The organism is Erwinia rhapontici (assembly GCF_012271765.1).
GTDB classification, from domain to species: Bacteria; Pseudomonadota; Gammaproteobacteria; order Enterobacterales; family Enterobacteriaceae; genus Erwinia; species Erwinia rhapontici.
This window is the reverse complement of record NZ_VRKO01000016.1, coordinates 578291-602378: the sequence shown is the minus strand read 5'-3', so window position 1 is coordinate 602378 and position 24088 is coordinate 578291. Positions and strand designations below refer to the sequence as shown.

Sequence of the window (24088 nt, the reverse complement as noted above, 5' to 3'; positions counted from 1 at the left end):
ACAACAGCAATGACTGCGCACTATCAACAATACAGCGAATTAAAAGAACAGCATCCTAAGAAATATGCGCGCGATCTGGCCGCGTTGATGGGGATCAGTGAAGCGGAACTGACCGCAGCGCGTGTCGGCCATCAGGCACAACCGTTACGCCCTGCGATGCGAGAACTGTTGCACGCGCTGGAAGCCGTGGGTGAAACCAAATGTATTACCCGCAACGAATACGCCGTACACGAGCATTTGGGCGTTTTCAGCAATATTCATATCAATGAACATGCCGGCATCGTGCTGAATCCACGAGCACTGGATCTGCGGGTGTTTGTTAATCAGTGGGCCAGTGTTTTTCACCTGCAGGAGATGACCGGTCACGGCGAACGTCAGAGCATTCAGTTCTTCGATCAGCACGGTGATGCGGTACTGAAAGTTTATGCCACTGAGAACACTCACTCTGAAGCCTGGCAGCAGCTGATCGCAGACTACCGTGCAGAACCCGTCACCTCACTCAGTGTGAGCCCGGCTACGCCTGCCGCCTTTGCCGACGAGATCGACGGTGCCACGTTGGAAACGGAATGGCGGGCGATGACCGATGTGCATCAGTTCTTCCGTCTGCTGAAAAAGCATAACGCCTCACGCCAGCAGGCCTTCCACGCCGTCAGCGACGATCTGGCGCAGCAGGTCAGCAATCAGTCACTGGCCACGCTGCTGGAAACAGTGCGTCAGGATGGCAACGAAATTATGATTTTCGTCGGTAACCGCGCCTGTGTGCAGATCTTTACGGGTCAGATTGAAAAGCTGATGCCCATGCACGGCTGGCTGAACATCTTCAACCCGGCTTTCACCCTGCATTTGCAGGATCAGCTGATTGCGGAGAGCTGGATCACACGTAAGCCCACCGCTGACGGCATTGTCACCAGCCTGGAACTGTTTGCTGCCGACGGCACGCAGATTGCCCAACTGTACGGTCAACGCAGCGAAGGCCAGCCAGAACAAACGCAGTGGCGTGAGCAGTTAGCCGCACTCAGCACGGAAGGTGCAACCGTATGAAATCACGCTTGTTCGCTCTGATTGCTCTGTCGCTGGCCTTCCACGCCGCTGCCGCTGAGCGCATCGTCAGTATCGGTGGCGATGTCACCCAAATCATCTATGCGCTGGATGCGCAGCAGGAACTGGTGGCGCGTGACAGCACCAGCCTGCACCCTGAAGTGGTCAAAAAACTGCCTGACGTAGGCTATATGCGCCAGTTAAACGCGGAGGGGATTCTGGCCCTCAAGCCGACGCTGGTCATCGCCAGTGAGCTGGCAAAACCGGCGCTGGCGCTGCAACAGGTTGAGCAAAATGGCGTGAAAGTGGTGGATGTGACCGGGAAGACAGACATTTCAGCCATCAATGAAAAGATCCAGACCATTGCCACTACCCTGCACCGTGAGGAAGCTGGCAAGGCGTTACAGGAAAAAGTCCGCAAGCAGCTGGCCAGCGTGCCGACAAATCCACTGCCGGTCAACGTGCTGTTTATTCTGGCACATCAGGGCATGGGAGCGATGGGGGCCGGACGCGATACCTCCGCCGATGCCGCCATCCGTGCAGCCGGTCTGCAAAATGCCATGTCCGGCATTCAGCGTTATCAACCGCTATCCCAGGAAGGTGTGATCGCCAGTGCACCCCAGCTGATTGTGGCCACCCGGGACGGCATCCGTACACTGGGCGGCGAAGATAATCTGTGGAAACTGCCCGGTCTCGCATTGACTCCGGCGGGGAAAAATCATCAGCTGCTGGTGGTGGATGACATGGCGCTGCTGGGCTTTGGCATTGATACGCCAGCCGCGATCCTGAAACTTCGTCAGATCGCAGAAACGCTGAAGTGAGGTCAGCGCGATCTCGCAGCTGGCTTGCTGCTTTAATGCTGTTATTGCTGGTACTGGGTGTCAGCGCCGCCAACATCGGTGCGATGCATTTGTCGCTGCCGATACTGTGGGATGCAGGTACAGACAGCCGCCTGTGGCAAATCTGGTTCACTATTCGTCTGCCCCGCGTATTGCTGGCGGTGATGGTGGGCGGTGCGCTGGCCCTCTCCGGTTGTGTGATGCAGGGGTTGTTCCGCAATCCGCTAGCGGACCCGGGTCTGCTCGGGATCAGCAGCGGTGCGGCGCTGGCCGTAGCGATCTCCATCGTGCTCTCCCTCTCCCTGCCCGGTGTGTTGAATTTGTACCAGCCGTTGTTCGCTGCCTTTATTGGCAGCCTGGCCGTGACGCTGGTGATCTTCCTGCTCAGCCGCCAGGGTTTGACTGGCCTGAGCCGTCTGCTGCTGGTCGGGATTGCAATTAATGCGCTTTGTGGTGCAGCGGTCGGTGTGTTGTCCTGGATTAGCAACGATCAGCAACTGCGCCAGCTGTCATTATGGGGTATGGGCAGCCTCGGTCAGGCACAATGGCCAACGGTGCTGGTGTGCGCTTCTGTGGTGCTGCCCTGCATGGTTCTGGTACAACGCCTGGCTACGCGTCTCAACCTGCTGCAACTCGGCGAAGAAGAGGCGCATTATCTGGGCGTTGATGTGCCACGTACCCAGCGCTATTTACTGGTGCTGAGTGCGTTTCTGGTGGCGTCTGCTGTCGCGGTCAGTGGCGTGATCGGTTTTATTGGTCTGGTGGTACCGCATCTGATGCGCTTCTGCCTCGGTGGCGATCACCGCTGGCTGCTGCCCTCTTCACTGTTAAGCGGTGCCATCCTGTTGCTGCTGGCCGATACCCTGGCACGCACAGTCGTGGCCCCGGCAGAGATGCCGGTCGGGCTGCTGACCAGCCTGATTGGCGGCCCCTGGTTCCTGTGGCTGATCCTGCGTCGTCGTGGAGGTCTCAATGGCTGATGCCCTGATTGCCAGTGGGTTGAGCTATCAGCTGGATACACGCTGGCTGATTGACGATATTTCACTGACCTTGCACCCCGGCGAGCTGGTGTCCCTGATTGGCCCGAACGGCGCGGGTAAATCCACGCTGTTGAGGCTGCTTACCGGGTTTATCACACCGCAGCGCGGCAGCTGTGTATTGAACGATCAGCCGCTGGCCGAGTGGTCTGCTGCACGGCTTTCGCAGCAGCGCGCAGTGATGCGCCAGCAAAGCAGCATGGCATTTCCGCTCAGTGTGGTGGATGTGGTGGCGATGGGCCGCGCGCCCTGGCCTGGATCTGCTCAGCAGGTGGTGAAGGAAGTGATGGCCCTGACGGGCTGTGACGGACTGGCAGAACGCGACTATTTGCAACTTTCCGGCGGTGAACAGCAGCGGGTGCAGCTTGCCCGCGCGCTGGCACAGCTGTGGCGTCCGGATGGCCCACAGGGTTGGTTGTTCCTCGATGAACCGACGTCGGCGCTGGATCTCTACCACCAGCAGCATCTGTTGCGATTGCTATCACAACTGACGAAACAGTATCCCCTGAGTGTTTGTTGTGTTCTGCACGATCTCAACCTCGCTTCTTTGTGGTCCGATCGTGTGATGCTACTGGCCGGGGGGAAACTGGTGGCGGAGGGCAGCCCGGCACAGGTACTGGATGAGGCCACATTGACGCACTGGTATCACGCCGATGTGATGGTCCACCCTCATCTTATCGAGGGTGTGCCTCAGGTGGCGCTGCGCCGCTAGCTGGAGCAGCTCACTTCCAGCTTCTTACCCCAGTCAGGCGGACGACGCGCCAGGTCAGCAAACTCTGGCGCATCATCAAACGGCTGCAGCAGTGCATGATGAAGACGCGCCAGCACGCTGACATCATCCTGTTCTGCCTGCTCAATTGCCTGTTGTGCCAGATAATTACGCAGCACCAGCGCCGGGTTAGCCTGTTTCATGGCTTGCTGGCGCTGTTCATCACTCTGCTCATCCTGCAACAGACGCTGACGATACACGTTGTACCAGCTATCAAACGCCTCACGGTCAATAAACTCATCCCGCAGCGGTGAACGCGACTGTTGCTGTTCCACTGCACTCAGTTGACGGAAAGTCCGTGTGTAATCACTGTTCTCCTTCGTCATCAGTGATAGCAGTCCGGTCAGAATATTGTTGTCGTCTTTACCGGCCGTCATCAGCCCCAGTTTGGCACGCATTTTTTCGCCCCAGCAGCGCATCAGCTCGGTTTCATACAGCGCCAGCGCCTGCTTCAGCTGTTCAGTGCTCATCAACCCTGACAGCGCGTGCGCCAGGCGATTCAGGTTCCACAGTCCGATCATCGGCTGATTCTCGAAACTGTAACGCCCCTGGTGATCAGAATGGTTGCAGATAAACCCAGGCTGATAGTCATCAAGGAAACCGTAAGGGCCATAATCCAGCGTCAGTCCAAGGATCGACATGTTGTCGGTGTTCATCACACCGTGAGCAAACCCCACGCTCTGCCAGCCTGCAATCAGGCGTGCCGTGCGCCTCACCACATCGCTAAACCACAGCAGGTACTTATCCGGCTCCTGCTGCCACTGCGGCCAGTGATGAAGGATCGCATAATCCGCCAGTCGGGTGACATTTTCCTGCTGCCCCTGATAGTAGAAATGTTCAAAATGGCCAAAACGCAGGTGGCTCTCGGCCACGCGCAGCAGCATCGCACCCGGTTCGGCACTTTCACGGTAGACCGGTTCATCGCTGGTGACTACCGTCAACGCACGCGATGTGGGGATCCCGAGGGCATGCATTGCCTCAGAAGCGAGAAACTCTCGCAGAGTGGAACGCAGCACCGCGCGGCCATCCCCCATGCGTGAATAGGGCGTTAACCCTGCCCCTTTCAGATGCCAGTCGAACTTGCGCCCGTCAGGCAGTTGCTGTTCACCCAGCAGCAGACCGCGCCCGTCACCCAACTGCCCCGCCCAGACGCCAAACTGGTGACCGCTATAAACCTGCGCCAGAGGCTGCATGCCGTCCATCAGTGTTTCACCACTCCACAGGTCGACATTTTCTGCGTCAAACAGGCGGCTATCCAGACCCAGTTCCTGCGCCAGTGGCGCACTGTGGTAGAGCAGACGAGGATTTTTTAACGGCGTCGGTTCAAGAGCCGTGTAAAAACCACTCAGCTCCTGATACCAGGTATTATTGAATTGCATGGCGCCTCCATCAGTGCCACCGGGAACATTCCCGATAATACTGCTAGTGTAAAGCGCCACGGTGCTGGAAAACACGGAGAGTTTTCAGGGTTATTGCAGTATGCGTTCCCGCAGCTGATAAGGGGGTTCCGTCAGATGAATTAACGCCTCTTCACCGACCGGCGGGAATAGCGCGCTCTGAATACCATCGAAGGCATAGTCACGAACAGTCTGTAACCCGGTGATATCATCCACGCCCTGCACAACAATCTCCTGACAGTGGGGTTTGACGTGATCAAGGATAGCGTTGATAAACGGGTGAAAAGATAAGCGTTTAATATTGTGTTGAATAAATCCTTTATCCAGCTTAATACGATAAAACAAATCGTCAAAAACAGCTTTTGAGGTCGCTTTACCGGCACCGTAATTATTCAGACTTAAGTTAAATTTTTCACTCAGCGCTTTCAGAAAATTATTATTTCGCCCCAACGTTAAATCAGGAAAGCTTTCGCTGACTTCCAGTTCCAGGCAATCCAGCTGACACATTTTTTTCAGAATAAACTCACTCTCGAGGATGGTCTCAGCCAGCGGTTTATCAATATTAATCGCTACTTTCAGGTCGTTGTCGCTAAAAAAATCGTAATGTTTTTCAATAACGTTAATTTGTTCCTGCAACAACAGGACACGCTGCCGGTCATTTAATAGCGGCGTAAGAATCTCCTGAGGCATGGCCACATTGGCGCTGGCATGAGTAAAGTGGGTTAACATCTCAACAGACGTCAACAGCCCGCCTGGGCTGTAAACCGGGCAGAATGCTGTGTAAGTTTTATAATCAGCTTCCAAAAAGATGTTCATCTTAATCGCCATTATTAAGCGGCACTCACCGCATCCTATATCAACAAAATAGGACAAGCAACAGTGTCAACAGACTGTCACCCTGCGGAAATTCAATTGCAGTGTGCTTTTGCTTGTAATCCATATCCTTAAGCTAACACAAAACTGACATAAACGATGCTTACTGATATCACTTTCCTGATGCGTAAAAATAAGCGTCGTCGTTTCCGGTAACGCTATCTTTACGAATGCGTATTTCGGCACCAGCGAAAAATTGACTTAAGGTAAATTTGAGTTGAAGTGGTATTTTAAATTCCGCAAACCCTATTTATGCGGACATAAATTAAACGCTAATTAAAACAGCAGGCCACGTCTTAATCTGGCGATTAAATACGCCGCGCCTGCCAGAATACTTTTCGCCAGTAAACATTATCCAGTGAAGAACGGGTGACGCCCTGACTGGTCGACGCATGGATAAACTGATTATCAGTGTCGTAAATGCCGACATGCAGGCCATTTTCTCCGCTGCCAGTTTTGAAGAACACCAGGTCGCCCGGTAAAAGCTGGGCCTTATCAATGCGGGTACCGATATCGGTCTGCGCGGAGGTGGTGCGTGGTAACTGCAAATTAAAGCGATCGCGGAAGGTCAGATAAACAAAACCAGAGCAGTCGACGCCACTGCGGCTCATCCCTCCATAGCGATAAGGCGCACCGCGCCACTGACCGAGCTGGTCATTAAGCTGGGCAATAACGGTAATGGAATCGGAGAGACGCCCGTCAGGTGCCGGGGCACGACTGCTACAACCCGCCAGAACAACAACAATAAGCAGAAGCCAGTAACGCATAACAATGCCTCTCAATAGCAACAGTCTGTAATCTAACGGTAATACCCGAAACAGGCAACAGCGACACCCTGCTCAACTGAGCGTTGTCAGCATCGCCTGCCCTTCTATATCCAGCATCCGGAATGAGACCTGATAAAGCGCGCTGAGATGTTCCGGAGTCAGCACGTCCTGCGGATTACCCTGTAATGCACACTGCCCTGGCCGCATCAGCCAGACACAATCCGCATATCGCAGGGAGTGATTCATATCATGGCTGCTCATGATCACACTAACCCCCTGCTGCGTTAGCGCCGGGATCAAGCGGTCAAACGCGGCCTGCTGGGCAATATCCAGCCCCGTCAGGGGCTCATCTAACAGCAGCAACTTGCCATCCGGGTGACTGACCTGCAAGAGTACCGCCACCAGTCGCACACGTTGCCACTCGCCGCCAGAAAGTTGCGTAAGAGGCCGGGACAACTTATCACTCAGCTGTAAGGCCTGGGCCAGCGTGAGTAGCATTGCATGATGCACGTCTCCCTGCTGCTGCGTATGCATTAGCAGATAATGCCAGACGGGCATCTGCCCCAGAGGAGACTGCTGCTGGGCGAGATAAGCGCGCTGGCGGGCCAACGCCATGCCGTGCCAGTCAGCCAGCGCACGTCCGGCAAACAGCACGTTACCGCGAGCCGACAGCAGCCCGGCTATCGCCATCAGCAGCGAGCTTTTTCCTGCACCATTGGGACCGACCAGATGAATAACCTGCCCGGCCTTTACCTGCGCACTGAACGGAAACAGGCGCCCGGTTAGCGCGACACCTGTTAATTCCAGCAGCATCGGTTACGCCAGCGCCTGGTGGATGCGGGCGATCAGTTGCGGATCATTCGGTGCCGTATCCGGCGAGAAGCGTTGTAACACCTTGCCGTCACGGCCCACCAGGAACTTTTCAAAGTTCCATAAAACGTCTCCCGGCACCTTCGGCGCACGCCCTTTGCTGGTCATACGCTCGAGGAAACCACTCCCTTCCGGCGCAGTGGCTTCAGGCTGTGCGGCCACCAGCTGGGCGTACAACGGATGGCGCTGCGGGCCGTTTACCTCAATTTTGCTGAACATCGGAAACGTTACGCCGTAGGTGGTGCTGCAAAAGGTTTTAATCTCAGCGTCTGTGCCCGGCTCCTGCTCAAGGAATGCATTACATGGGAAGCCCAGTACTGTCAGCCCCTGTTCATGTAACTCTTTTTGCAGCTTCTCCAGTTCCTCATACTGTGGGGTGAGCCCACATTTAGATGCCACGTTAACCACCAATAGAACATCGCCCTGCCATTGCGCTAATGTCGTTTTATCACCATCCAGCGTGACCAGTTCTGTTTCGAAAATACTCATCGTCTTTTCCTGTTTTAACGTAAGAACACGACAGCCTTCAGACTGTCAGCGGTTGCTCAATAATAGCCAGATAAACACCGGTGCGCCCAATGTCGCCGTCACCACCCCGATCGGCAGTTCAGCGGAGGTCAACGCCACGCGGGCAATAATGTCAGCAGCCAGCAATACACCTGCGCCAGCCAGCGCACAGCACGGCAAAAGAATACGATGATCGCTCAGTCCGTTCAGCCGCAGGATATGCGGTATCACCAGGCCGATGAAGCCGATAGCCCCTGCCAGAGCAACGCTGACTCCCACCAGCCAGCCAACCGCCAGTACCAGCAGATTACGCCACAGCACCAGTGGCAGACCCAGCTGCTGCGCAGAGATCTCACCCAGCGCCAGCAGGTTAAGCACACGAACCCGACTGCTCAACCACAATAGCACGGGGATCAATGCCAGCATCAGCCAGCCATAGCGCCAGTCAATGCCGCTAAAGCCCCCCATCATCCAGTACATTAACTGACGTAAATCCATGCTGCTGCTAAAATAGACCGCCCAGGTCATCAGCGCGCTGCAAATAATCCCCAGCGCGACCCCGGCCAGCAGCAGACGGCTACTGGAGAGATGCTGACGGGCAAAACGCAGCAGAATCACGGTGACCAGTAGCGCCCCAAGAATGGCGCTGAGACTCATCAACCAGGGACTACCGACACCGGAGAGGATGCACATCACCAGCCCTACGCCTGCGCCGCCGGATACGCCCAGCAGGCCAGGTTCGGCCAGTGGATTACTGAACAGTGCCTGCATTGCCGCACCTGCGACCGCCAGCGAGGCACCGACCAGCATCACCGCCAGCGAACGCGGTAGGCGGAGTTGCCAGACAAAGAGTTGTGCGTCGGAGGTTGACCATTCGGCAGGCGAGATCCAGCGCTCACCCGCGCACAGACTCAGCAGCAGCAGCGACAGACAAAATATCCCCAGCCCGCACAGCCAGAAGCCGGAACGACGGTGAGCAGCGGATATCTGTTGGGAAAGCAGAGTCATAACCGACGTTTTTTAAAAGAAAACAGAGGGTTAATTGTAGAGGGAAATCGGCAAAAAGAAAGAGCCAGCAACGCTGGCTCTGAGTGGATTAATGATGCTGGTTTTGCTTTGGTGGTCTCGGCTTAGGGTGATCGCCGCCTTTCGGTCTGCTCTCATGATGAAAAAGGCCGCTTGCGCGGCCTTTTGAATAGCAGAAATCAGTCTTCTTTCGGTGAAGCGTTCTCAACCCGGCTTTTCAGTTTCTGACCAGGTCGAAACGTCACAACCCGGCGAGCCGTAATGGGAATATCTTCACCCGTTTTGGGGTTACGTCCCGGACGTTGATTTTTGTCGCGAAGGTCGAAATTGCCAAATCCAGACAGTTTGACCTGCTCACCATTCTCCAAAGCACGACGCACTTCTTCGAAAAACAGTTCAACCAGCTCTTTGGCATCCCGTTTGCTAAGACCAAGCTTCTCAAACAGGTATTCAGACATTTCAGCTTTTGTAAGCGCCATAGGTTCAATCCCTCAAGGATGCTTGGAATCGCTCTTTCAGTGCCTCTACGCATTTTGCAACGGTAGCGGCAATCTCCTCTTCTTCGAGTGTCCGGCTGGTATCTTGCAAAATCAGGCTGATAGCGAGGCTCTTAAAACCATCATTTACGCCCTTACCACGGTACACGTCAAACAAGTTTACGCCAACTACCTGATTTACGCCAACTTTCTTACACTCGGTGATAATATCTGCTGCTGGCACGTTTTCAGCGACAACGACAGCGATGTCACGACGGTTCGCCGGGAAGCGCGAAATGCCGCTGGCATCAGGCAGGACGCGGTCTGCGACCTTATCCCACAACAGTTCAAACACCACGGTACGACCGTTAAGATCCAGTTTACGTTCAAGTTCCGGATGCACCACACCAATAAATCCGATGTGTTCGCCACGTAAATAAATCGCGGCGCTCTGCCCCGGATGAAGCGCCGGGTTAGTGGCGGCCACAAACTGAATCTCATCGAGTTTGCCGGTCAATTCCAGCAGGGACTCTAAATCACCTTTTAAATCATAGAAGTCTACCGGGTTACGCGCCAGATCCCAGTGCTCTTCGTTGCGATGACCACTGATCACGCCAGCCAGCATAACGTCCTGACGGATACCGAGGTTTGCCTGTGTATCAGGCACAAAGCGCAACCCGCTCTCGAAAAGACGCACGCGAGACTGTTGACGGTTCTGGTTATACACCACCGCACCCAGCAGGCCACTCCACAGTGACAGACGCATTGCTGACATCTCAACGGAGATGGGGCTTGGCAGCACCAGATTTTCTTCGCCCGGGTGCAGTAACGCCTGAATTTTCGGGTCAACGAAGCTGTAGGTAATCGCTTCCTGATAGCCTTTGTCCACCAGTAACGCTTTAACACGCTTCAGCGAAAGATTCGCTTCACGATGCTTCGTCATCACCAGACCGGCCTGTACAGGCACGTCAGGAATATTGTCGTAGCCGTAAACACGGGCGACTTCCTCTACCAGGTCTTCTTCAATGGCGATGTCAAAACGCCAGCTTGGTGCCACTGCCTGCCACTCACCCTGGCCTTCTGTCACCGTGCAGCCCAGACGGCGCAGAATATCGCCCACCTCAGCATCGGCAATCACATGGCCAATCAGACGGTCCAGTTTTTCACGACGCAGCGTAATGGTGGCACGCACAGGCAAGGTTGCTTCGTGGGTCACATCGATGACCGGGCCCGCTTCACCACCGCAGATATCCAACAGCAGGCGGGTCGCACGCTCAATCGCCGTGTGCTGCAATGCCGGGTCAACACCGCGCTCGTAGCGATGCGAAGCATCCGTATGCAGACCATGACGGCGTGCACGACCGGTGATCGACAGCGGGCTGAAGAAGGCACATTCAAACAGCACGTTCTGGGTTTCTTCATTCACACCGGAATGTTCGCCACCAAAAATACCGGCCATCGCCAGCGCTTTCTTCTGATCCGCAATCACCAGCGTATCGCTGCTCAATTTAGCTTCGTTACCATCCAGCAGAACCAGGGTTTCACCCTCTTCTGCCATACGCACCACGATACCGCCCTCAAGGCGATCGAGGTCGAAGGCGTGCATCGGCTGGCCCAACTCCAGTAAAACATAGTTGGTGATGTCGACAACCGGATCGATTGAGCGAATTCCACAGCGGCGCAGTTTTTCCTTCATCCACAGCGGCGTAGCAGCTTTCACATTGATGCCTTTCACTACGCGGCCAAGGTAACGCGGACAGGCTTCGCTCGCCTCCACACGGATCGGGAAAGTATCCTGCACGGTCGCGGCGACGGGGGCCATCTCCGGCGCCGTCAGTGGCAGCTTGTTAAGCACGGCCACATCGCGCGCCACGCCGATAATGCCCAGGCAGTCGGCACGGTTAGGCGTCACGCTGATCTCAATGGTGTTGTCATCCAGCTTGAGATAATCGCGGATATCTGTGCCGATAGTCGCATCCAGCGGCAGTTCAATGATGCCGTTGTGGTCGTCGGAAATACCCAGCTCGGAGAAAGAGCACAGCATGCCTTCTGACGGCTCACCGCGCAGTTTTGCGGCTTTGATTTTGAAATCGCCCGGCAGTACCGCACCCACGGTTGCCACGGCCACTTTCAGCCCCTGGCGGCAGTTGGGTGCACCGCAGACGATATCCAGCAGGCGTTCGCCGCCCACATTGATTTTGGTCACGCGCAGTTTGTCGGCGTTAGGATGCTGACCGCACTCAACGACTTCACCTACTACCACGCCATGGAAAGCACCGGCAACCGCATCGACACCGTCCACTTCAAGGCCGGCCATGGTGATTTGATCGGACAGGGCTGCACTGTCAATGGCCGGGTTGACCCATTCACGTAACCAGAGTTCACTGAATTTCATTGGTTTTACCCGCCCTTATTTAAACTGTTTGAGGAAACGTAAATCATTTTCGAAGAAGGCACGCAGATCGGTCACACCGTAACGCAGCATGGTCAGACGCTCCATTCCCATACCAAAGGCGAAACCTGAGTACACTTCCGGATCAATACCCACATTGCGCAGCACGTTAGGGTGCACCATGCCGCAACCCAGCACTTCCAGCCATTTGCCGTTTTTACCCATCACATCCACTTCAGCAGAAGGCTCAGTGAACGGGAAGTAGGACGGACGGAAACGAACCTGCAAATCTTCTTCAAAGAAGTTGTTCAGGAAATCGTGCAGGGTGCCCTTCAGATTGGTAAAGCTGATATTTTTATCAACAATCAAGCCTTCCATCTGGTGGAACATGGGGGTATGAGTCTGATCGTAATCGTTACGATACACGCGACCTGGCGCAATAATGCGGATTGGCGGCTGCTGGTTTTTCATCGTGCGGATCTGCACGCCTGACGTTTGAGTACGCAGCAGGCGGGTGGCATCGAACCAGAAGGTATCGTGATCGGCGCGCGCCGGGTGGTGGCCCGGAATATTCAGCGCATCGAAATTATGATAGTCATCTTCAATTTCCGGGCCCGTCTCGACAGAGAAGCCCAGTTCGCCAAAGAAGGTTTCAATGCGGTCAATGGTGCGCGTGACCGGATGCAACCCACCGTTTTCAATGCGACGGCCCGGCAGAGAAACATCAATGGTTTCCTGCGCCAGACGGGCGTTCATCACTGCAGATTCCAGTGCGTTTTTCTGCGCGTTCAGCGCTTCCTGCACCTGTTGTTTTGCTTCATTGATTACCGCACCCGCTGCCGGGCGATCTTCCGCAGGCAGTTCACGCAAGGAGGTCATCTGGAGCGTGAGATGCCCTTTTTTACCCAGGTATTCGACGCGAACGTTATCTAACGCGGCGACATCCTGAGCATCATTGATGGCGGCTTTCGCGCTCGCCACCAGGTCTGCGAGATGTGACATGCTTTCCTCTTCTTCCAGCCACGCTGGCTGATCTGTTTTTTTCAGGACGAATAGCCGCCCGGTCGTTATTTCACGTGCGCTAAAACGAAAAAAGCCTCCACGAGGGAGGCTTTCAGCGCGATTTTTCGTTTCTTTTCTTTGCGCTAAAGCCCCCGATGATCAGGCGCTAAAGTAAAAAAAGAAACGGAAAATAGCAGTATTCATGGTTAGCTGACCTTAAATGCAGTTTCGGACCGCTCTATTGAAAGGCCGGAGGGGAAAAAAGTCAATCATTTCAGATAATAAAAAAGAGGGAGACGAGCTCCCTCTTCAATCTGGCTTACGCCAGAGCTGATTTCGCTTTTTCTACCAGAGCAGCAAATACTGCTTTGTCGAATACTGCGATGTCAGCCAGAATCTTACGGTCGATTTCGATCGAAGCCTTTTTCAGGCCATTGATGAAGCGGCTGTAAGAGATACCGTTAGTGCGGGCAGCAGCGTTAATACGCGCAATCCACAGCTGACGGAACTGGCGCTTCCGCTGACGACGGTCACGGTAAGCATACTGACCAGCTTTGATAACAGCCTGGAAAGCAACACGGTATACACGTGAACGTGCACCGTAGTAGCCTTTAGCTTGTTTTAAGATTTTCTTGTGACGTGCGCGAGCAACTACACCACGTTTTACACGAGCCATTTAGCTCTCCTGTTTAATATTCTGTTAAAAAAAATTGATACTTATGCGTACGGCAGGCAGGCAATAACCAGACCCAGATCGCCTTTAGACACCATACCTTTAGGACGCAGGTGGCGTTTACGCTTAGTAGATTTTTTAGTCAGAATATGACGCAGGTTAGCGTGTTTACGCTTGAAGCCGCCACCGGCGGTCTTCTTGAAGCGCTTGGCCGCGCCACGTACAGTTTTAATCTTTGGCATTTAAAAAATATCCACTTCGCATTGTTAATAAAATGAACCAGACAGGCGAATCACGCCGCGTGCCGAAACACGCAGCAAGATTACTTTAGGGCCTACTGTTTCTTCTTGGGAGCGAGCACCATAATCATCTGACGACCTTCAATCCTTGTAGGGAATGATTCGACAACTGCCAGATCAATATCTTCACACAGATCTTTACGGACGCGGTTAAGCACTTCCATACCGATCTGCTGGTGCGCCATCTCACGACCGCGGAAACGCAGCGTGATCTTGGCTTTATCGCCATCTTCCAGAAAGCGAATCAGGTTGCGTAGTTTTACCTGATAGTCGCCATCATCGGTACCAGGACGGAATTTAATTTCCTTAACCTGGATAATCTTTTGCTTTTTCTTCTGTTCTTTAGAAGATTTGCTTTTTTCGTAAAGGAACTTGCCGTAATCCATTATACGACAAACGGGCGGCTCGGCGTTGGGGCTGATCTCTACCAGATCCACGCCCGCTTCTTCAGCTTTTTCCAAAGCTTCATTCAGACTGACAATACCAATCTGTTCGCCATCGACGCCAGTCAGACGAACCTCAGTGGCGCGAATTTCTCTATTTATGCGATTAGGACGCGCCGGTTGAACTCGTTTTCCGCCTTTAATACTTTATTCCTCCAATTGATGAAGATTGCGGCTGCGGATTTCACCCTGCAGCTTAGCGATCACTTCGTTTACGTCCATGCTTCCCAGGTCTTTACCGCGGCGGGTGCGAACGGCAACTTTGCCAGCTTCCACCTCTTTATCACCACAGACCAACATATAAGGGACACGTCGTAAAGTATGTTCACGGATTTTAAAGCCAATCTTCTCGTTTCTCAAGTCCGCTTTTGCACGAATGCCCGCATTTTGCAGTTTTCGAGTCAATTCTGCAACATATTCGGACTGACCATCGGTGATATTCATCACCACAACTTGTACAGGAGCTAACCAGGTCGGGAAGAAACCGGCATATTCTTCGGTTAAAATCCCGATAAAGCGCTCCATGGACCCCAGGATTGCACGGTGAATCATCACTGGCACCTGACGTTCATTACTTTCACCGATATAAGAGGCACTCAGACGGCTCGGCAGAGAGAAGTCGAGCTGAACGGTACCGCACTGCCATGCACGGTCGAGGCAGTCATACAGGGTAAATTCAATTTTAGGGCCGTAGAATGCGCCCTCACCCGGCTGATAGTCGAACGGTATATTGTTCTCTTTCAGCGCAGCGGCCAGGTCGGCCTCTGAACGGTCCCAGAGATCATCACTACCGATACGTTTTTCAGGACGGGTAGACAGTTTTACCACGATCTTTTCAAAGCCGAAGGTGCTGTACATGTCGTACACCATCTTAATACAGCCGTTGACCTCATCACGTACCTGTTCTTCGGTACAGAAGATGTGGGCATCATCCTGGGTAAAACCACGCACACGCATCAGACCGTGCAACGCACCTGACGGCTCATTACGGTGGCAACTGCCAAACTCAGCCATACGTAACGGCAGGTCGCGGTATGATTTTAGACCCTGATTGAAAATCTGCACGTGCCCTGGGCAGTTCATTGGCTTAATGCAGTATTCACGGTTCTCAGAAGAGGTGGTAAACATCGCCTCTTTGTAGTTTTCCCAGTGCCCGGTTTTCTCCCACAGCACACGGTCCATCATAAACGGACCTTTCACTTCCTGGTACTCATACTCTTTCAGCTTGGTACGAACAAACACTTCCAGTTCACGGAAAATTGTCCAGCCATCGTTGTGCCAGAACACCATACCTGGTGCCTCTTCCTGCATATGATACAGGTCGAGCTGTTTACCGATTTTACGGTGGTCGCGTTTTGCTGCTTCTTCCAGACGTTGCAGATAGGCGGCTAATTGCTTCTTATCGCCCCATGCAGTGCCGTAGATACGTTGCAGCATTTTGTTATTGCTGTCACCACGCCAGTAAGCACCAGAAATTTTCTGCAGCTTAAAGTGATGACAAAAACGCATATTGGGTACGTGCGGGCCACGGCACATATCCACATATTCTTCGTGATGATACAGACCAGGACGATCGTCGTGGCTGATATTTTCATCAAGGATGGTGGTTTTATAAGTCTCACCACGTGCAGCGAAGGCATCACGCGCTTCCTGCCAGCTGACTTTCTTCTTGATGACGTCGTAATTCGTCTCAGCTAACTGGTGCATACGCTTTTCCAGCAGCTCAATGTCTTCCTGGGTCAGCGTACGGTCGAGATCAACATCATAGTAAAAACCGTTGTCGATAACAGGACCGATAGCCATTTTCGTATCTGGCCACAGTTGCTTGATCGCGTGCCCTAAAAGGTGGGCGCAGGAGTGACGAATAATTTCCAGACCCGCATCGTCTTTCGCCGTGATGATGGCAACTTGTGCGTCTTCGGTGATCGGGTCAACCGCATCAACCAGTTCGCCATTGACACGTCCGGCAATACAGGCTTTCGCCAGGCCAGGACCGATGTCCAGAGCAATATCCATCACGCTTACGGCGTGGTCAAACGAACGCTGGCTTCCATCAGGAAGAGTAATAACAGGCATGAAACATCCTTAATTGCAGTGGTAACCCACACGTAAGATTACATGCAAAATTAAAATTTACGTTATACAACAAGCACTTTGCACTTGAAACCGACTCACATTTGCCGATTTGGTACAGGCCTGGTACACATATTCAAAAGTGTCTGTTTATCAGAAACTTCAGAAGGAGGAACATCTTACACTTCATAGAGGTCAATTGCACGGGGGCGTGTCTTAAGCAATGAACGGATACGTCATCAAATGGCTTTAGGATCAGAGAGAAACCGTTCAGAAACGAAGCAGGAGGATTCGAGGCAGGAGAAAAACGAGCCGCTGGCAGCGGCTCGTCTGAGGATTACATCGCGTAGGAGAGCATGATCGTTGTTTTGGTATCAGTATGATCAGGCGCAGACTCTGGAGGATTCTGGTTCCAGGTCACGTTGTAAGCCATTTTCAGGGCGAAATGTTCATTAATCGCCACCTGAAGACCGGTTTCTGAGTTGACGGTAGTATCGTCGCTACCCAGAACGGAAACACCCTGAATGAACTTGGTGGTATCGGTTAACTGCCACTGGTAGCTAAATGCACCGTAAGCCAGCGCCTGAGTTTCATGGCCACCTTGATGGTAATCGTCATAACGCACACCAGGACCGGCTTCCACACGTAGTGAGTGCACCGGGCCATTCAGCAGCTGACGACCATAACCTGCCGCCAGGATGGAACGACCATCGTAGCCATTGAAACGGTCACTTAACCAGCTTGCCTGGCCGAACAGGTAATCGGCACTGTTCATGTTGTAACGCGTACGGCCACCCACCTGATAAGTCTCTGAAGAACGCTCATCATTGGAAGAGGTGTTACTGGCGTTGCCCCACAGGCTGTATGCAAAGCTTGGCGTATACCAGGTCAGGTTGGTGTTTGCCGTTGCAGAGGAGCTGGTGGTGTTGCCAGACTGCGCCAGATAACCCGCAGCGGCGTTGCCTTCAAAATCTTTTTTCGCCGTGGAAGGGTCATCCATAACCGTGAAGACGTTATTATCCGCCAGGGCTTGTTGACACAGTGCTCCCCCGGAGAGCAGCAGAACTACAGACAGCTTATTAAGCGCTTTCATTTAAATGTGACCCGTACGACAGTTTTTAAAAGAGTGAGTCTGAAGCGTTTTGAAGGACGATCAACGCATTTTACGGTAATATTCGTAACAATTTGTTAATTCGCTCTTTTTACAAAGCATCATGACAAAACAGCACCGTTATTGAGAACATTCCCATTAACGCGGCGCATTATAGAGGGTATTTGGTGAGAAAACACCTGGCTGTAAATAAGAAATATCTTTAGTGACGGGCATTTTTTCACCGAAAACCGTCAGCAATGTGACTAAATGTAAAATTCCCCCAGTCAACGGGCCGCTTTCTTCTTCACCTCTTTCTCAAGCCCCCTGCTCTGATTTGCAACACGGACAAATGTGTTAATGCGCCACATCCCCCCTACGATATGCTGATTTTACTGCGCCCCCTTCAGGATGGGCTACGCTGAAAACATGTTTTTTTACAATGAGGTGAATGATGAGTAATCAGGGGATCCATCAGTATGTTGTGACTTTTCATTACGATGAAAAAGGTTTGTCAGATGTGCTGGAACTCAGTAGTGCGCTGATTAGTAGTGGATTTTCTACCACGTTGAAAGATGACGATGGTCATCCACACGAACTTGGCACCAACAGTTTCGGCATCATTACCGCTTTGTCAGAAGAGGATATCCACCAGCAAGCGGTGGGGATCGGTGAACAGGTACTGGGAGAAGTACCGCAACTTGACGTTCAGCACTGGGAAGACTTCCGCAGTAACACCGACTAAGTTTTTGTAAAGACGGGCGCTTAACGTGCGCAAACGCAGATTTTGGTTATTCTTTAAGCGTTACCATAGTGCAATCACAGCGAAAAAGAGGAGTGTCCTATGTGGTCAGCCATTCGTCGTCTGTTGAGTGAGCAGTTGGGGCCGGCAGAGATCACCGAACGCAGCGAGCTGCCCGGTGGTGATGTTCATCCCACCTGGTATCTGCGCTTTGGTGAGCATGAAATCTTCGTTAAATGTAACCAGCGTGACATGCAGGACCTGTTCACATGGGAAGCCGATCAGTTACAGCTGCTGGCACGCAGTCAGACAGTGCGCGTACCGGCGGTATACGGGGTGGGTAGCGATCGCGATACCAGCTTTTTACTGCTTGAGTACATCCCGGTCAGGCCGCTTGATGCCCATGGTGCTTTTCAACTGGGTCAGCAGCTGGCGCACCTTCATCAGTGGAGTGAACAACCGCAGTTTGGCCTCGACTTCGACAATAACATCACCACCTCCCTGCAGCCGAACAGCTGGTTGCGCCGCTGGTCGGTATTCTTTGCCGAACAGCGCATCGGCTGGCAGCTTCAGCTCGCCGCAGAGAAAGGCATTCAGTATGGTGACAGCGAACTGATTGTCCATTGTGCACAAGCGATTCTGGAATCACATCACCCTCAGCCGTCCCTGCTGCATGGCGACCTGTGGCCGGCCAACTGTGCCGGAAGTGACAGCGGACCGTGGATATTTGATCCCGCCTGCTACTGGGGGGATCGTGAATGCGATCTGGCGATGCTGTCCTGGTTCCCGGATGTTCCGGTGCAGGTTTATGATGGTTACCAGTCAGTCTGGCCGCTGCCTGGCGACTTCCTGCAACGGCAGCCTGTCTATCAGCTCTATTACCTGCTTAACCGCGCCAATGTCTTTGGCGGACGCTGGCTGGGAGAGGCGCAACGGGCCACAAGCGCATTGCTGGATACCGATGAGCGGGTAAAACGCCACGCGCGCCCTGCCTGATGGCAGAACGCAAACGTGGGTATGAGGGCTGGCTTAGTAGATGAAGCCAGCCAGTTTCAACACAAAATATCCTGCCACTATGATGATCACCGGCAGGATGTAGAGCGGGAAGATTTGCAGGAAAATCGTGTGCCGTGGCACCACAATTTTTGCTTCCAGCTGTTCCCGGCTTTGCCCTTCTGTGCCGCGCGCTTTCTCCAGGATCATCTGATCTTCCAGACTCTCACGCAGAAAACGCGTCTGCCGCCACATACGTGCTCCCGAGGCCTGTAACGCCAGACCAACAAAAATCAGCACATAAATAATCCAGAACAGGACATTCGTCCCCTGATTAAAGTCCGGTATGGGCGAATGTGCCCAGAAGCCGGAGAGAAAACCGGTATTGAAGCGGATCATATCAATCATCACATGGGCGAAATCCTGCATCACCGCATTGATACCTTCGCGCTGCTCACGACTCTTTTCCAGAAAACCCAGCAGTGAAATCAGCGTCGATAACAACGCAGGAATAAAAATAATCCAGCCCGCGATGCGCTTTATAATCGCAACCCTGCCAGCCTGTTGATATGTCATGCTTTCTCCAGTCCATCTGTTGTCTGCCTGTCAGTTTACCTGTAGTGACATAAAAGTGCCTGCAAAATGCAGAGTTAATGCCAGGTTTACACAGACAGCCTGCCGCGATGATAATTTTTTCATCAACACTTCGTGCTAAGCTGCCATAAACTGTTAAATGGAGCCGTAGCATGTCTTATCACCGCCCTGTACTCGCCGCCATTTTTGATATGGATGGTCTGCTGATTGATTCCGAGCCCCTGTGGCAACAAGCCGAGCTGGATATCTTAACCACCCTTGATGTTGACCTCAGCCGTCGCGGTGAAATGCCGGATGCGCTGGGTCTGCGTATCGATCAGGTGGTACGCATGTGGTATGAAAACCTGCCGTGGAAAGGCCCCTCCCAGGCCGAAGTCACCCAGCGAGTCATCGCACGGGCACTGAGTCTGGTCGAAGAAACCCGGCCGCTCCTGCCCGGTGTTGAACAGGCATTACAGCTCTGTCAGTCCGAGGGACTGAAGATCGGCCTCGCGTCTGCCTCACCGCTATTTATGCTGGAACGTGTGCTGGAGATGTTCAACCTGCGCCAGTACTTTGAGGTCCTGGCCTCGGCAGAGGCGCTGCCTTACAGTAAACCCCACCCGCAGGTCTATCTGGATGCGGCCGCCCGCCTGGGCGTGGATCCGCTCAACTGCGTGACGCTGGAAGACTCATTTAACGGCATGATCGCCACCAAAGCAGGACGTATGCGCTCTATCGTCGTCCCGGATGCCGCTCATGCCGCCGATCTGCGCTGGTCACTGGCTGACGTAAAACTCGCCAGCCTTGAAGAGCTTACAGCACAGCATCTGCACGGACGCTGAGTCAGTACCAGGCGGCAATGCGTCCGCCTGGTTTTTTATTATCACCCATTGCCGTTAAAATAAATAAAACATCGTTTCATTTTTGTTGAATTCATCCCCGCTTCTGCCTATGCTCCGTTAACCGGCTCGCGCATATCCGTTATGTCATCTCTGCCATGGCGCGTGCCCACTTATCTATAAGGAGCCACGATGATCCTGAACACATTTAATCTTGAAGGCAAAGTGGCCATGATTACCGGCTGTAACACCGGTCTTGGTCAGGGAATGGCGCTTGGGCTGGCCCAGGCAGGATGCGATATTATTGGTGTTAATCGCTCCTCTGCCAGCGAGACTGCACAAAAAGTCATGGCCACCGGGCGACGGTTTGTCAGCATCACGGCAGACCTTTCCGACAGCCATTGCCTTGAGAGCGTGATGGATCAGGCGCTGACCGCCTGCCCACAGTTAGATATTTTGGTCAACAATGCCGGGATTATTCGCCGGGCAGACGCGCTCGACTTCAGCGAACGTGACTGGGATGACGTAATGAACGTTAACAGCAAGACATTGTTTTTCCTCTCACAGGCGGTAGCCCGCCAGTTTGTTCGCCAGGGGCGTGGGGGTAAAATCATCAATATCGCTTCAATGCTCTCTTATCAGGGGGGGATCCGGGTGCCGTCCTACACGGCGTCAAAAAGCGCCGTGATGGGGCTCACGCGCCTGATGGCCAATGAATGGGCGCAGTATGGCATCAACGTCAATGCCATCGCCCCCGGTTATATGGCCACCAATAACACGGAACAGCTACGCGACGATGAAGACAGGAATCAGCAAATTCTGGATCGCATCCCTGCCGGACGCTGGGGTCAAAGTGACGATATGATGGGCCCGGTGGTATTTCTCGCCTCTGCGGCCGCTGACTACGTCAATGGCTCTACGCTGGCGGTAGACGGTGGCTGGCTGGCACGTTAATGCGCTGCGGTGAACAAAAGCCGCTCACGCTTTGTTCACCGCACGATTAATGCCAAATTATTTATCTTTCGTTACAGCGTCACATATTTATTCTACTGTATATATTCCCTATACTGGATGCATTGACAGTTATGCAGCCAGGTACTCCCATGACGGCCGAAGGCCATCTTATTTTTGCCATCGCCAGTGCAATTTTTGCGAAACGTGCCGAACTCACTCCCGTTCTGGCCAGCGCAGACTGGTGGCACATTATCCCCGCTACGTTGCTGACCTGCCTGTTGCCCGATATCGACCATCCGAAGTCGTTTCTGGGCCAGCGCCTGAGGTGGCTATCGCATCCTATCGCCCGTGCGTTTGGCCACCGGGGGTTCACCCACAGCCTGCTGGCAGTCGTCGGGGGCGTTGCCCTGTTGCAGTTAAAGCTCCCGGACGCCTGGCTGATTCCAGCGGATGCTTTTCAGGGGATGGTGCTGGGTTATCTGAGCCACATCGTCGCCGACATGCTGACACCCGCTGGCGTGCCGCTGCTCTGGCCCTGTCGCTGGCGCTTTCGTTTGCCCGTGCTGAACAGCCAAAAAGGCAATCAGCTGGAGCGCGCCCTGTGCCTGGTTTTAGTCGGCTATGCCATCTGGTTCCCCCCCAGCTCGCTACCTTTTGGTGCATCCGGCTGGACAAACCAGGTGGTCAGCTCCGCGCAATATCACATTGAGCGATTAATTAATAAACGAAGGGTTGATTAAGTGTTCAAATAACACCGAAAAGTTATAAATAATTCCATCTGGATATAAGGCTGCACCATAAGTAGCTGATACCATTCCGCCACTGTTTTTACTTTCTGCGCGTCAAAAATTAATTGTCACCAGCATGGCGACATTGTAGTCCGTATTTATTGGGAGAAAATGGGAATGAACTTTCCGCTAATCATTAACCTTGTGGCGTTTGTCGCCCTGCTGCTGCTGGTAGCAAAAACCGGTCGCACAGGTTGGAGCCTGTCAAAGAAAGTGCTGTTCGGTCTGGTGATCGGGGTACTGTTCGGGCTGGCCCTTCACGCGATCTACGGCGAAAACAGCCCGATCATTAAAGAGTCGGTCAGCTGGTTTAACCTCGTCGGTAACGGCTATGTTCAGCTGTTACAAATGATTGTTATGCCGCTGGTATTTGCCTCTATCCTCAGCGCAGTTGCCCGTCTGCACAACGCGTCATCACTGGGTAAAATCAGCCTGCTGACGATTGGTGTTCTGCTGTTCACTACCGCGATTTCAGCGGCAGTCGGGATCTTTGTTACCTGGCTGTTTGGCCTGAATGCCAGTGGACTGGTGCAGGGTGTGCAGGAAAGTGCGCGTCTGGCTGCGATCCAAAATAATTACGTCGGCAAAGTTGCTGACCTCAGTGCGCCGCAGCTGTTGCTCTCTTTTGTTCCGAAGAATCCGTTTGCCGATCTGACCGGTGCCAATCCGACGTCAATTATCAGCGTGGTGATCTTCGCGGCCTTCCTCGGTGTTGCCGCGCTGCAACTGCTGAAGGATGATGCCGAAAAAGGTCAGCGTGTTCTGAAAGCCATCGATACGCTGCAAGCGTGGGTGATGAAGCTGGTCCGCCTGATTATGAAGCTGACGCCGTACGGCGTGCTGGCGCTGATGACCAAAGTCGTCGCCACATCCAACCTCAGCGACATTATTAAACTGGGTAGCTTCGTGCTGGCATCCTATCTTGGCCTGGCGATTATGTTCGCCGTGCACGCCCTGCTGCTGTCGGTTAACGGTGTAAATCCACTGCGCTTCTTCCGCAAAGTGTGGCCAGTGATTACCTTTGCCTTCACCAGCCGTTCCAGTGCCGCCACTATCCCGCTGAGCGTTGAGGCTCAAACCCGCCGTCTGGGTATTCCTGAATCCATCGCCAGCTTTGCCGCCTCATTCGGTGCCACTATCGGTCAGAACGGCTGTGCCGGTCTCTATCCGACCATGCTGGCAGTGATGGTTGCGCCAACCGTTGGCATCAACCCGTTCGAACCGATGTGGATTGCCACGTTGATAGGCATTGTCACCCTCAGTTCTGCGGGTGTGGCAGGCGTTGGCGGCGGTGCCACCTTTGCTGCTCTGATCGTACTGCCGGCGATGGGCCTGCCTGTCACCCTGGTCGCTTTGCTGATCTCCATCGAACCGCTGATCGATATGGGGCGTACTGCGCTGAACGTTAACGGCTCCATGACTGCCGGAACGCTGACCAGTCAGTGGCTGAAGCAAACGGATAAGAAGATTTTGAATACCGATGCGGATAACGAAGCCGAATTAGCTCACCGTTAATTGCCGTTTACGGGCCGGTATCCTGCCGGCCCTTTTTTATTTCCTGCCATCAATTTGACTTATCCCTCCATTTTGCAGGCGTATACCGCTCACTGTTCTATAGTTACTGG

At 53.4% G+C, this 24088-nt stretch carries 26 protein-coding genes and 1 other annotated feature; of the genes, 10 read left to right on the top strand and 16 right to left on the bottom strand.

Translation table 11 applies throughout. The features are described 5' to 3' along the window. Window positions 1-9 precede the first annotated feature (9 nt). From FVB43_RS19770 to FVB43_RS19755, 4 genes are read left to right on the top strand one after another with little or no spacing between them, the layout of a single operon-like run. Window positions 10-1041 carry a hemin-degrading factor gene (locus FVB43_RS19770; RefSeq protein ID WP_133845296.1) on the top strand — a complete coding sequence of 344 codons (1032 nt, stop codon included), beginning with the start codon at window positions 10-12 and terminating at the stop codon, window positions 1039-1041. Next, entirely contained in the window at window positions 1038-1859 is an 822-nt protein-coding gene (locus FVB43_RS19765) for a heme/hemin ABC transporter substrate-binding protein (RefSeq protein ID WP_133845297.1), read from the top strand. The genes FVB43_RS19770 and FVB43_RS19765 overlap by 4 nt, the downstream gene beginning before the upstream one ends. Beyond that, window positions 1856-2857, top strand: coding sequence for a FecCD family ABC transporter permease (locus FVB43_RS19760; RefSeq protein ID WP_167864598.1), 1002 nt, complete (start codon window positions 1856-1858; stop codon window positions 2855-2857). Before FVB43_RS19765 ends, FVB43_RS19760 begins: the two co-directional genes overlap by 4 nt. Then, complete coding sequence (locus tag FVB43_RS19755; protein WP_167864597.1) at window positions 2850-3626, top strand: heme ABC transporter ATP-binding protein; 777 nt, start codon at window positions 2850-2852, stop codon at window positions 3624-3626. Before FVB43_RS19760 ends, FVB43_RS19755 begins: the two co-directional genes overlap by 8 nt. Here FVB43_RS19755 and FVB43_RS19750 read toward each other — a convergent pair. From FVB43_RS19750 to FVB43_RS19680, 15 genes are all read right to left on the bottom strand, one after another. Beyond that, a complete protein-coding gene (locus FVB43_RS19750; protein WP_167864596.1) occupies window positions 3623-5062 on the bottom strand; it encodes a protein adenylyltransferase SelO in 1440 nt (479 codons plus the stop codon). The genes FVB43_RS19755 and FVB43_RS19750 overlap by 4 nt on opposite strands. 90 nt (window positions 5063-5152) lie before the next feature. After that, window positions 5153-5896, bottom strand: coding sequence for an EAL domain-containing protein (locus FVB43_RS19745; protein WP_133845301.1), 744 nt, complete (start codon window positions 5894-5896; stop codon window positions 5153-5155). Window positions 5897-6261: 365 nt separating this feature from the next. Further along, window positions 6262-6720 carry an NlpC/P60 family protein gene (locus tag FVB43_RS19740; protein WP_133845302.1) on the bottom strand — a complete coding sequence of 153 codons (459 nt, stop codon included), beginning with the start codon at window positions 6718-6720 and terminating at the stop codon, window positions 6262-6264. A gap of 72 nt (window positions 6721-6792) precedes the next feature. Then, complete coding sequence (gene btuD / locus FVB43_RS19735) at window positions 6793-7533, bottom strand: vitamin B12 ABC transporter ATP-binding protein BtuD (RefSeq protein WP_167864595.1); 741 nt, start codon at window positions 7531-7533, stop codon at window positions 6793-6795. A 3-nt stretch (window positions 7534-7536) separates the two neighbouring features. After that, the gene (locus tag FVB43_RS19730; RefSeq protein ID WP_167864594.1) at window positions 7537-8079 is read right to left on the bottom strand and encodes a glutathione peroxidase; all 543 of its coding nucleotides are present in this window, start codon (window positions 8077-8079) and stop codon (window positions 7537-7539) included. Between the two features lie 45 nt (window positions 8080-8124). Beyond that, window positions 8125-9105, bottom strand: coding sequence for a vitamin B12 ABC transporter permease BtuC (gene btuC, locus FVB43_RS19725; RefSeq protein ID WP_133845307.1), 981 nt, complete (start codon window positions 9103-9105; stop codon window positions 8125-8127). Window positions 9106-9302: 197 nt separating this feature from the next. After that, on the bottom strand, window positions 9303-9602 hold the full coding sequence (ihfA, locus tag FVB43_RS19720; protein WP_017802142.1) for an integration host factor subunit alpha: 300 nt from the start codon (window positions 9600-9602) through the stop codon (window positions 9303-9305). Window positions 9603-9606: 4 nt separating this feature from the next. Next, on the bottom strand, window positions 9607-11994 hold the full coding sequence (gene pheT / locus FVB43_RS19715; protein WP_133845309.1) for a phenylalanine--tRNA ligase subunit beta: 2388 nt from the start codon (window positions 11992-11994) through the stop codon (window positions 9607-9609). Between the two features lie 15 nt (window positions 11995-12009). Continuing rightward, a complete protein-coding gene (pheS, locus tag FVB43_RS19710) occupies window positions 12010-12993 on the bottom strand; it encodes a phenylalanine--tRNA ligase subunit alpha (RefSeq protein ID WP_133845311.1) in 984 nt (327 codons plus the stop codon). An 84-nt stretch (window positions 12994-13077) separates the two neighbouring features. Then, window positions 13078-13203 (bottom strand) — a sequence feature (Phe leader region). Then, window positions 13153-13197 (bottom strand): pheST operon leader peptide PheM, encoded by a 45-nt coding sequence (gene pheM, locus FVB43_RS19705; protein WP_133845469.1) that lies wholly within the window; start codon window positions 13195-13197, stop codon window positions 13153-13155. It overlaps the preceding feature by 45 nt. A 109-nt stretch (window positions 13204-13312) precedes the next feature. After that, window positions 13313-13669 carry a 50S ribosomal protein L20 gene (gene rplT / locus FVB43_RS19700; RefSeq protein ID WP_004157375.1) on the bottom strand — a complete coding sequence of 119 codons (357 nt, stop codon included), beginning with the start codon at window positions 13667-13669 and terminating at the stop codon, window positions 13313-13315. A 41-nt stretch (window positions 13670-13710) separates the two neighbouring features. Continuing rightward, entirely contained in the window at window positions 13711-13908 is a 198-nt protein-coding gene (gene rpmI, locus FVB43_RS19695; protein ID WP_005968897.1) for a 50S ribosomal protein L35, read from the bottom strand. Between the two features lie 92 nt (window positions 13909-14000). Next, window positions 14001-14552: a translation initiation factor IF-3 gene (gene infC / locus FVB43_RS19690; protein ID WP_072277407.1), complete on the bottom strand. Its 552-nt coding sequence runs from the start codon at window positions 14550-14552 to the stop codon at window positions 14001-14003. 3 nt (window positions 14553-14555) lie between these two features. Beyond that, complete coding sequence (gene thrS / locus FVB43_RS19685) at window positions 14556-16484, bottom strand: threonine--tRNA ligase (RefSeq protein ID WP_133845313.1); 1929 nt, start codon at window positions 16482-16484, stop codon at window positions 14556-14558. A gap of 334 nt (window positions 16485-16818) precedes the next feature. Continuing rightward, complete coding sequence (locus FVB43_RS19680) at window positions 16819-17574, bottom strand: DUF481 domain-containing protein (RefSeq protein ID WP_133845315.1); 756 nt, start codon at window positions 17572-17574, stop codon at window positions 16819-16821. Between the two features lie 451 nt (window positions 17575-18025). Between FVB43_RS19680 and ghoS the strand changes: the two genes are divergently transcribed. After that, window positions 18026-18316, top strand: coding sequence for a type V toxin-antitoxin system endoribonuclease antitoxin GhoS (gene ghoS, locus FVB43_RS19675; RefSeq protein WP_133845471.1), 291 nt, complete (start codon window positions 18026-18028; stop codon window positions 18314-18316). A gap of 99 nt (window positions 18317-18415) precedes the next feature. Further along, window positions 18416-19309 (top strand): fructosamine kinase family protein, encoded by an 894-nt coding sequence (locus tag FVB43_RS19670; protein ID WP_167864593.1) that lies wholly within the window; start codon window positions 18416-18418, stop codon window positions 19307-19309. A gap of 33 nt (window positions 19310-19342) precedes the next feature. Here the strand turns inward: FVB43_RS19670 and FVB43_RS19665 are convergent, their stop codons facing one another. After that, window positions 19343-19882 carry a YniB family protein gene (locus FVB43_RS19665; RefSeq protein WP_133845319.1) on the bottom strand — a complete coding sequence of 180 codons (540 nt, stop codon included), beginning with the start codon at window positions 19880-19882 and terminating at the stop codon, window positions 19343-19345. Between the two features lie 170 nt (window positions 19883-20052). Between FVB43_RS19665 and hxpB the strand changes: the two genes are divergently transcribed. From hxpB to FVB43_RS19645, 4 genes are all read left to right on the top strand, one after another. Then, window positions 20053-20724 carry a hexitol phosphatase HxpB gene (hxpB, locus tag FVB43_RS19660; protein ID WP_133845321.1) on the top strand — a complete coding sequence of 224 codons (672 nt, stop codon included), beginning with the start codon at window positions 20053-20055 and terminating at the stop codon, window positions 20722-20724. A gap of 189 nt (window positions 20725-20913) precedes the next feature. Next, complete coding sequence (gene kduD / locus FVB43_RS19655; RefSeq protein ID WP_167864592.1) at window positions 20914-21675, top strand: 2-dehydro-3-deoxy-D-gluconate 5-dehydrogenase KduD; 762 nt, start codon at window positions 20914-20916, stop codon at window positions 21673-21675. Between the two features lie 149 nt (window positions 21676-21824). Then, window positions 21825-22415 carry a metal-dependent hydrolase gene (locus tag FVB43_RS19650; RefSeq protein ID WP_133845325.1) on the top strand — a complete coding sequence of 197 codons (591 nt, stop codon included), beginning with the start codon at window positions 21825-21827 and terminating at the stop codon, window positions 22413-22415. Between the two features lie 165 nt (window positions 22416-22580). Next, a complete protein-coding gene (locus tag FVB43_RS19645; RefSeq protein ID WP_133845327.1) occupies window positions 22581-23978 on the top strand; it encodes an L-cystine transporter in 1398 nt (465 codons plus the stop codon). Window positions 23979-24088: the final 110 nt, after the last annotated feature.

Excerpts from the sequence above, each read along its gene's own strand:
- rpmI (WP_005968897.1), bottom strand. The coding sequence starts at position 13,908 with ATGCCAAAGATTAAAACTGTACGTGGCGCGGCCAAGCGCTTCAAGAAG.
- FVB43_RS19730 (WP_167864594.1), bottom strand. The coding sequence starts at position 8,079 with ATGAGTATTTTCGAAACAGAACTGGTCACGCTGGATGGTGATAAAACG.
- FVB43_RS19680 (WP_133845315.1), bottom strand. The coding sequence starts at position 17,574 with ATGAAAGCGCTTAATAAGCTGTCTGTAGTTCTGCTGCTCTCCGGGGGA.
- hxpB (WP_133845321.1), top strand. The coding sequence starts at position 20,053 with ATGTCTTATCACCGCCCTGTACTCGCCGCCATTTTTGATATGGATGGT.
- kduD (WP_167864592.1), top strand. The coding sequence starts at position 20,914 with ATGATCCTGAACACATTTAATCTTGAAGGCAAAGTGGCCATGATTACC.
- ihfA (WP_017802142.1), bottom strand. The coding sequence starts at position 9,602 with ATGGCGCTTACAAAAGCTGAAATGTCTGAATACCTGTTTGAGAAGCTT.
- pheS (WP_133845311.1), bottom strand. The coding sequence starts at position 12,993 with ATGTCACATCTCGCAGACCTGGTGGCGAGCGCGAAAGCCGCCATCAAT.
- btuD (WP_167864595.1), bottom strand. The coding sequence starts at position 7,533 with ATGCTGCTGGAATTAACAGGTGTCGCGCTAACCGGGCGCCTGTTTCCG.
- FVB43_RS19770 (WP_133845296.1), top strand. The coding sequence starts at position 10 with ATGACTGCGCACTATCAACAATACAGCGAATTAAAAGAACAGCATCCT.
- FVB43_RS19670 (WP_167864593.1), top strand. The coding sequence starts at position 18,416 with ATGTGGTCAGCCATTCGTCGTCTGTTGAGTGAGCAGTTGGGGCCGGCA.
- FVB43_RS19740 (WP_133845302.1), bottom strand. The coding sequence starts at position 6,720 with ATGCGTTACTGGCTTCTGCTTATTGTTGTTGTTCTGGCGGGTTGTAGC.
- FVB43_RS19645 (WP_133845327.1), top strand. The coding sequence starts at position 22,581 with ATGAACTTTCCGCTAATCATTAACCTTGTGGCGTTTGTCGCCCTGCTG.
- FVB43_RS19665 (WP_133845319.1), bottom strand. The coding sequence starts at position 19,882 with ATGACATATCAACAGGCTGGCAGGGTTGCGATTATAAAGCGCATCGCG.
- pheT (WP_133845309.1), bottom strand. The coding sequence starts at position 11,994 with ATGAAATTCAGTGAACTCTGGTTACGTGAATGGGTCAACCCGGCCATT.
- rplT (WP_004157375.1), bottom strand. The coding sequence starts at position 13,669 with ATGGCTCGTGTAAAACGTGGTGTAGTTGCTCGCGCACGTCACAAGAAA.
- ghoS (WP_133845471.1), top strand. The coding sequence starts at position 18,026 with ATGAGTAATCAGGGGATCCATCAGTATGTTGTGACTTTTCATTACGAT.
- thrS (WP_133845313.1), bottom strand. The coding sequence starts at position 16,484 with ATGCCTGTTATTACTCTTCCTGATGGAAGCCAGCGTTCGTTTGACCAC.
- FVB43_RS19750 (WP_167864596.1), bottom strand. The coding sequence starts at position 5,062 with ATGCAATTCAATAATACCTGGTATCAGGAGCTGAGTGGTTTTTACACG.
- FVB43_RS19765 (WP_133845297.1), top strand. The coding sequence starts at position 1,038 with ATGAAATCACGCTTGTTCGCTCTGATTGCTCTGTCGCTGGCCTTCCAC.
- btuC (WP_133845307.1), bottom strand. The coding sequence starts at position 9,105 with ATGACTCTGCTTTCCCAACAGATATCCGCTGCTCACCGTCGTTCCGGC.
- FVB43_RS19755 (WP_167864597.1), top strand. The coding sequence starts at position 2,850 with ATGGCTGATGCCCTGATTGCCAGTGGGTTGAGCTATCAGCTGGATACA.
- FVB43_RS19745 (WP_133845301.1), bottom strand. The coding sequence starts at position 5,896 with ATGAACATCTTTTTGGAAGCTGATTATAAAACTTACACAGCATTCTGC.
- FVB43_RS19650 (WP_133845325.1), top strand. The coding sequence starts at position 21,825 with ATGACGGCCGAAGGCCATCTTATTTTTGCCATCGCCAGTGCAATTTTT.